The sequence below is a fragment of the Lentimicrobium sp. S6 genome (assembly GCF_013166635.1).
Classification (GTDB): domain Bacteria; phylum Bacteroidota; class Bacteroidia; order Bacteroidales; family UBA12170; genus UBA12170.
Genome location: NZ_JABKBZ010000039.1, coordinates 43,661 through 51,713 on the forward strand (window position 1 = coordinate 43,661; position 8,053 = coordinate 51,713).

2 protein-coding genes are annotated in these 8,053 nt (G+C 34.5%); one reads left to right on the top strand and one right to left on the bottom strand.

What is annotated here, in order from left to right:
* Positions 1–89: 89 nt before the first annotated feature.
* On the bottom strand, positions 90–3,152 hold the full coding sequence (gene ccsA, locus HNS40_RS13470) for a cytochrome c biogenesis protein CcsA (RefSeq protein WP_172281665.1): 3,063 nt from the start codon (positions 3,150–3,152) through the stop codon (positions 90–92).
* A 970-nt stretch (positions 3,153–4,122) separates the two neighbouring features.
* On the opposite strand from ccsA, the gene HNS40_RS13475 reads away from it, so the two are divergent.
* Positions 4,123–7,806 (top strand): C25 family cysteine peptidase, encoded by a 3,684-nt coding sequence (locus HNS40_RS13475; RefSeq protein ID WP_172281667.1) that lies wholly within the window; start codon positions 4,123–4,125, stop codon positions 7,804–7,806.
* The last annotated feature ends 247 nt before the right edge of the window (positions 7,807–8,053 follow it).

The window sequence follows — 8,053 nt, forward strand, 5'->3', positions numbered from 1 at the left end:
CTAGTTTCAAAGCTTTTTTTATTCCAAAAAAAAAAAAACAGAACCTCATAAAAAAGATTCTGTTCTAATTATTTAAGAATATGATGGAACTATTCGCTCCACATTTTTTTGTATTTAAAATAAGCCATTACCGATACTATGAAAATGACCCCTAAAGCATAATACACAAAATTAGGAATTGGCATCGGATCACCTGAAGCATAACTATGCAAACCTGATAGGTAATAGTTTACTCCAAAATAAGTCATCAAAACACTAAAGTACCCAATTACAGTCATCAAATTAAGTGCATAAACCCCTTTTAAACCTGGAACATATCGCATATGAAGAATAAAGGCATAAACCAAAATCGTAACCATTGCCCAAGTCTCTTTTGGATCCCAACCCCAGTATCGACCCCAACTTTCGTTGGCCCAAACACCTCCTAAGAATGTCCCAATAGTCAATAGATAAATACCAACTATCAAAGTCATTTCGTTAATCTTAGTTATTTCATTGATTTTATCTTGAATCCTAAGTCTATTGCTCTTGTTCATAAGTAGAAGAAAAACCAAGTTTAAGAATCCCATAAACATTCCCATTGCAAGGAAACCATAACTGGCAGTAATAATAGCCACATGAATTGTCAACCAATAGGACTTCAAAACAGGAACCAAATTTGTAATCTCTGGATTCATCCAACTTAAATGAGCCACATACATAATTAATGCCGCTAAAACAGAAGTTGCAGCCAAGGCAATTGGACTGTTTTTATAGAAAACCAAACCAGCTAAGATAGTAGCCCAACCAATAAAAATCATTGACTCATAACCATTACTCCAAGGAGCATGACCAGCAATATACCACCTCATTCCTAATCCAAAAGTGTGAGTCACAAAAGAGAGCAAAACTAGAATTGCTAATACGTGAACCGTCCATTTCATTTGGAATTTTGGCATCAACACCCTTACAAAAAGAAGAACAAGCATAATAAAACCGAAAATACCATAAGAGGCAAATAATCTATCGAAAATATTAATCTTATTATACTTAATCTCAAGGTTCATTTTCTCTAAATCAGCAAGCTGTGTAGGAGAATACTTTTCTTGAAACTGTCTTATTCCTTGCAGCATTAGGTTGGCATCGGCATAATTACCTGATTCTAAACCCGCTCTAAGGCTTTGGAAATAGAAGTTAGTAACAGAGGCTACAAAATTAGAATCTTGGGCTTGATATTGATTAAAAGGGCCATTAGGTGAAGTCCATGTAGTATTAGCCTGACCAGGAACCGGGAATATCTTTAAGAAATCCATCTTCATGGCCATGTAAAACACATTCACTCGCTCGTCAACTTTTATCACATCTTTATCTAAAGTCCCTCGTTCGGCAGGCTTCTTCTGATAGGCTGCATCTACATATTTCGCTAACTTGTATCCTCCACTATTTGCATCAAAGAAATCAACAAACCTAGCTCTAGATGCATCATTCCCTATTATCTTTTTTAATTGGTCATTACTTACCTTAATAATTTCTTGTTTCGCCCAATAATCAGGGTTTATCATCATTCCTAACAGAACTTGGTCTGTATTTAGTCCATCGAATGTTACTTTTCTACTAAATTTTCTTACAACCTGACTACTAACAGAATTAAAAGGCTGGAAACGACCACTCCGCCCCTGTACCAATAATTTAGATAGTTCATCAACTTGTTCGGTTGGAATATCCTTAACAATACATTTTTCACTATTCTGCGCATTAGCCCAATTCGGTATAACTACAAAGAGTAATAAAACAGATGAAGTAGCCATAGTCTTCTTCATCATTAATCTGAATCGACTGTTTTTTGCAAATAAAGCAAAGAACATTCCCAGAGACATTAAAAGATAGCCCAAATAGGTTACTATCATTCCAGCATAATCGTGATTAACACTTAATACTGTTCCTCTTTCATCTTGATCATAGGAAGATTGAAAGAAACGATATCCCCTATGGTCTAAAACATTGTTCATAAAGATTTTATAATCCATTTCGATATTTTGTGAAGGATCAATTAAAACAACATCACTAGAATAACTACTTGGGCTGTTCGATGCAGGATACCTTTCTAAATGAAAATCAATAAGTTTAATACTAAAGGGAAGCTCAACTAACTCAGAACCATAACTTATAGTAACAACGTCTCCATCTATTCTGAAATCTTTAGGAGCAGCATATCCTGCCATTCCTAATACATAACTAGAAACCAATTCCTCATCATTCTCACTAAAAACAGAAAAATGAATCGCATTTAAAGAATTTGATTTATTATTAGAAGAGGTTACACCCAATCGAGCTTGGGGATAATATTCACTAAATACCCAACTAAAATCACCTAAGGAATATAGTTTTTCGAGCACGATAGCATGACGAGCACCAGCAGGCAAAGATTCTTTTTGGCCGGATAACATATCGAAGAAAACAACACTATCATTGGCTACAAATTGCAATTCACCATCATTTAACTCTATATTAATATCTTGCGATTCTTCACTATAAAAACCAAAGGACTCTCTACCTAATTCTAAGACCTCACCTTTTGATACGGAATAATTCTGAAATTTGCCGTTTTTTCGAAGTGATATTTCAACCATGGGACTTCCCCCTTCTGATTTATCAATATACTCCATAGCATTTGGCACAAAGTCGGAGGTATGCAAAGTATATTCTTTATCATTATGATCAAAACCTACCTTTACTTCGTCTTTACTAACTGACGAAAACAAAACCTTCTTTTTTGCTAAGACTTCTCCCTGAGCATTCTTAACCATTACATAAGTATGTTCAGATAAAAAAGTATTAGACTGACTACCTTCTCTAATACTCATGGTACCCTCATAACCAACATAACGAGTTAAACCCGCACCAATAATAATTAACAAAAATGAAATATGAAAAATGAACACACTCCATTGTTTTGTTTGCCAAGGTTTAATCTTGATTGAATTAAAAATCAAGTTGATAAATATTAATCCAATAATAGCTTCAAACCAAATTGAATTATAAACCAAAGCTTTCGCAGCTATGGTTCCAAAATCGTTTTCAATAAAAGTTGCTATACCAATTGCAAAGGCAGATACCACCATTAATACTCCGGCAATCTCCATGCTAAAAACATAGTTGATTAGTTTTTTCATAAATTTTTTTTAATTCCCCATTTAAGTAACAAATATCCACAAATAAAACGAAAGGCCAAGCCATCCATTTGAATAGTTAATAAATTAACAGAAAATTTTGAAATCAAGCTTCACTACTTAATAATAACAGTATTCATTAAATGCAAGATTGATATTTCAAAACTAAATTAGACATTTGAATACCTAAATAAACAATTTGTACAAGATTGTTTTTCAACACTATAAATATTATTCATATTTAGTCTTATAACAGATAAATTTAATGACAATAGGTATTATACTGAGTTTTATAAAAACAGTCTTTTTTTTTACAAAAATCAATTGACTTTTCAAAAAAGCATGTAAATTTGCACTGTTTTTAAATAAACAATGTTATTTATTTAACACATTATTACTACCTTCATAAATTAGGTTTTTGTTATAGAATTTAGGTTTTTTGGTTAACCTCCCGAGCCCTTCGGGAGGTTTTTCTTTTTTAGTAACTAAAGTTCTGCATCTTCATTTAGTTTTGAGTTGTTAGACACCTAAACTCAAAGATTCGAAGAATCACTGCTTTAAATCTATAGTATTTGAATTTAGTGCATTGCTGATTTCATTTGTTATCACAATTCAATATTCGCTAAAGGTTCAAACCCTATTGATTTACTCCAAGAGTGAAACTTGAGACATTAAATCTCATACCTATTCGAATATTAATAAACTGCATAAGGATAAGAAATTGCTTTCAATTCACATCACCACTTATAATTTAAACTTCAATCTTTATAAACACTCAGACATAATATTAATTACAATACTGAAATCTAATTGCTTAGCATCTCTATTTACAACATACAAATAGTATGATTTCTATCCAAAAAAGTTGATATTACGATCATTATTCCTTTTATTTGCATTAATGAAATAGTATGAACAACTTTTTTAATTGAAATTTGTCTAATCATTAAATTAATCTAAAATATCATTTTGTATGAAAAAATTTACTTGGAGTGGATTATTAGCCCTTATGATGCTTTTCAGCATTCAAACTCAGGCTTATAATTCAACAATTTCTGTCTCAACAGAAAAAACCAGCAGCAAAGTTGTACAAAGCAACTCTGAGGCTATGAATCTAAAATTCCATTTTGGGGACATTCAAACTATGGATGTAAAAACTTCACAGGGAATTTTTACTGAGTTACGTATGGATGGGGCTTATTCTTCTAATTTAATTGGAGAACCTAAACTTCCAGTACAAAGAAAATTAATCGCTATTCCTTTTGGAGCTAAAATTAAAGTAGAGGTGAATAACTTTACCGTTTCTACTATTGACTTGAACGAAAAAGGAGTTAATTATCCGTTGATGCCATTACAATATGACATTCCTAAAAGCATGGATGTAGATGATATTCCTTTTGAATACAATGAACAAGCCTATGCATCAAAAAGCTTCAACCAAAGCGAGATTGCTAGTGTTGAAATTTTAGGAGTAATGAGAGGTGTTAGATTGGCAAGAGTAACTGTTGAACCCATCCGATTCAACCCTTCTACAAACCAATTAGAGGTTTATAATGATATTGATATCACCTTATCTTATGAAGGTGCTGACATTGCAAAAACACAGCAAACTTTTAAAAACACCTATTCCCCTTTCTTTGATGTGGTTTACAAATCACTTTTAAATGTAGATGATGTTTATGATGAGCATCCTGACCTTTTAACTTTCCCTGTAAATATGTTAATTGTTGCAGATCCTATGTTCACAGAAACACTACAACCATTCTTAGAGTGGAAAACAAAAATGGGTTATGAGCTAACTGTAGCTTATACCGACGAAATTGGTGGTTCTACAAGCGAAATTCAAACTTGGGTTCATGATCAATATGCTGAAGGATTTGCAGCAGGTAATGCTCCTGACTTCCTAGTTATTGTTGGTGATGTTCAACAAGTTCCTGCAAGTGCTACTGGTAGTTCTAGTAACAAAAAAACTGACCTTTATTATGGTTCAGTAGATGGTGACTATTTCCCAGAAATGTACTACGGACGTATGTCTGCACAAAACACAACTCAACTCGAGAATATGTTGAATAAAATCATTCCTTATGAAAAATATGAAATGGATGATCCAACATATCTAGACGATATAACATTAATTGCTGGCGCTGATGGCACATGGAATCCTAGAGTAGGACAAGCAACTATAGATTATGGAACAGAGAATTATTTCAATGCAGAGCATGGCTATGATGACATTTGGGTTTACCTAACTAGTTATTCAGGATGTTATGATCCTGAAAGAATTGCTGTAGGTTTTATCAATTATACTGCACACTGTAGCGAAACTTCTTGGGCAGATCCAGGTCTAAGTATTGCTAATGTTAACAATTTCAGTAACACTGGTAAATATCCTCTTGCTATTGGTAACTGCTGTTTAGCTGCCGATTTTGGTACCAACGAATGTATTGGTGAAGCATGGATTAGAGCAGAAGACAAAGGTGCTGTTGGATATATTGGTTCTTCACCATCCTCTTATTGGTTTGAAGATTTCTATTGGTCTGTAGGTGCATTTCCTATTTCTGGAAATAATGATGGTTACGTTCCTACACAAGAAGAAACTACTTTAGGTGCCTATGATGGTGCTTGGGGCGAAAGCTATTTCTGCCAAGACGCACTAATCTTTGTAGGTAACTTAGCGGTAACTGAAGTTGACATCCAAGGATATGCACAACATTCTTCACCAACTTATTACTGGCAAGCTTATAATACTTTTGGTGATCCTTCTTTAATGCCTTATCACACACAAGGTAGCGATAATGTAGTCAACCACATGGACATTGTTCCTATTGGTGTTACTGAATATGAAGTTAGTGCTGAACCAGGTTCTTATGTAGCTATTAGTAAAGATGGCGTTCTTCACGGAACAGGTCATGTTGACGCTAGTGGTAGCGTTATGGTTGAAATGGATCCTATCCTTTCAGGTGGAGACGTTGATATCGTTGTTACAAGATCTCAATATATTCCTTATATGGAAGTTATTCCTGCTGCTGCACTAGAAGGACCTTACCTTACTGTAAGCGAATTCACATTTAATGGTGGAAACGAAAATGTGGATTACGGAACTACTGTTTCTATGGACATGGATGTAAAAAACCTAGGCACTGACCCTGCAACAGGTGTAACTGTTACCATTAGCGGTTCTGACCCATATTGTACATTAACAAGTGCAGCTACTATTACTGTTGGTGATATTGCTGCTGATGAAGTAATTAACCTAACTGATGCCTTCACATTCGACATTGCTGACGATGCTCCAGATATGTATAGCGTTTCTCTTGACCTCGTTATCGAAGGTACCGCTAAAGAAACTTGGGAATCAACATTAAACTTCAATATTTATGCTCCAGTTCCTGAATTTGGTGCTTACACCATTGATGATGCTGCTGGAAACGGAAACGGCAGATTGGATCCAGGTGAAACTGCAGATATCACAATTAACACTTATAATAATGGACATGCAGCTTCATTAGCTGGTACTTTAGGTGTTTCTTCTTCAAGCTCATTTGTTACTATTAATACAGCAAATGTCGATGTTGCTGCTATTGATGCTGAAGGTATGGAAGCTGTTACATTCACAATTTCTACAGAAGCCTCTACTCCTATTGGTACTTTAATAGACATTAACCTTGACTTGGCTGCTGGAAATTACACTACTAATATGCTAATGCAAGAATTAGTTGGTTTAATTTTAGAAGATTTTGAAACTGGTGATTTCTCTGCTTATGATTGGCAATTTAACACCAATGCCTGGTCTATTGTTGGTGCTGATGAAGCTTATGAAGGTGAATACGGAACACGTTCTGCCGCTATTAATCATAACGAACAATCAGTTATGGAATTAGATTATACCGTAGCTGCTGAAGGTGATTTCTCCTTCTATTATAAAGTATCATCTGAAGGCAATTATGACAAATTGAAATTCTATATTGATGGTACTATGCAAGACGAATGGTCTGGTGAAGTAGCTTGGGCTATGGCCGAGTACACCTTAACTGCTGGAGATCACAACTTGAAATGGGAATACATGAGAGATGGTTCCGCCGTAAGTGGTGAAGATTGTGCTTGGGTTGATTATATTGTTTTCCCAGCAAGTAGTGATAATGTTTTAACTGCTGCATTCAATGCTGATGATGTTAACCCATGTGATGGTGGAACTGTAGGATTTACTTCTACCTCATTAGGTGAGGTTACTTCTTGGAATTGGACCTTCGAAGGTGGAACTCCAGAAACTTCAACAGACGAAAACCCAAGTGTTACCTATGCAACTCCTGGAAATTATAATGTTGTTTTAGAAGTAAGTGACGGAGCAGAAACTGCAACTATCACAAAAGAAGATTTCATCACTGTTCATAACTGTACTGGTGTTGAAAACTTAGAAGCTGCTATTAGCCTTTATCCTAACCCTAACAATGGTGTATTCTTCCTAGATATCCAAGGAATGAAACAAGCTAACCTAACTATTGTTAATGCTTTAGGAACTGTAGTATATGAAGAGTCTAATTTAACTGTTGACAACAGCATGAAGCGTATTGACCTTAGCCAAGAGGCCGAAGGTGTTTATATGCTTATCGTTGAAAATGACAATCAAAGAATGATTGAAAAGGTTATTGTAAAATAATTCTTATCATATGAATATTAAAAAAAAGGGTTTGACAAAGTCAAACCCTTTTTTTTTGTGTCAAACTCACAATAATCTTTTTAAGGGGTCACATTAAAAATTATGGGGAGCAATGGTTTTTAGCCTTTTCATAGTTACAATGCTATTAAGCAATAATAAACTTAGGAATTAGGCGGGGTGGCTTTTCCCAAACACGGCGAAGTGTAATCGGTGAATTATAGAATATTAGATTTTTCAGCAAAGGGCT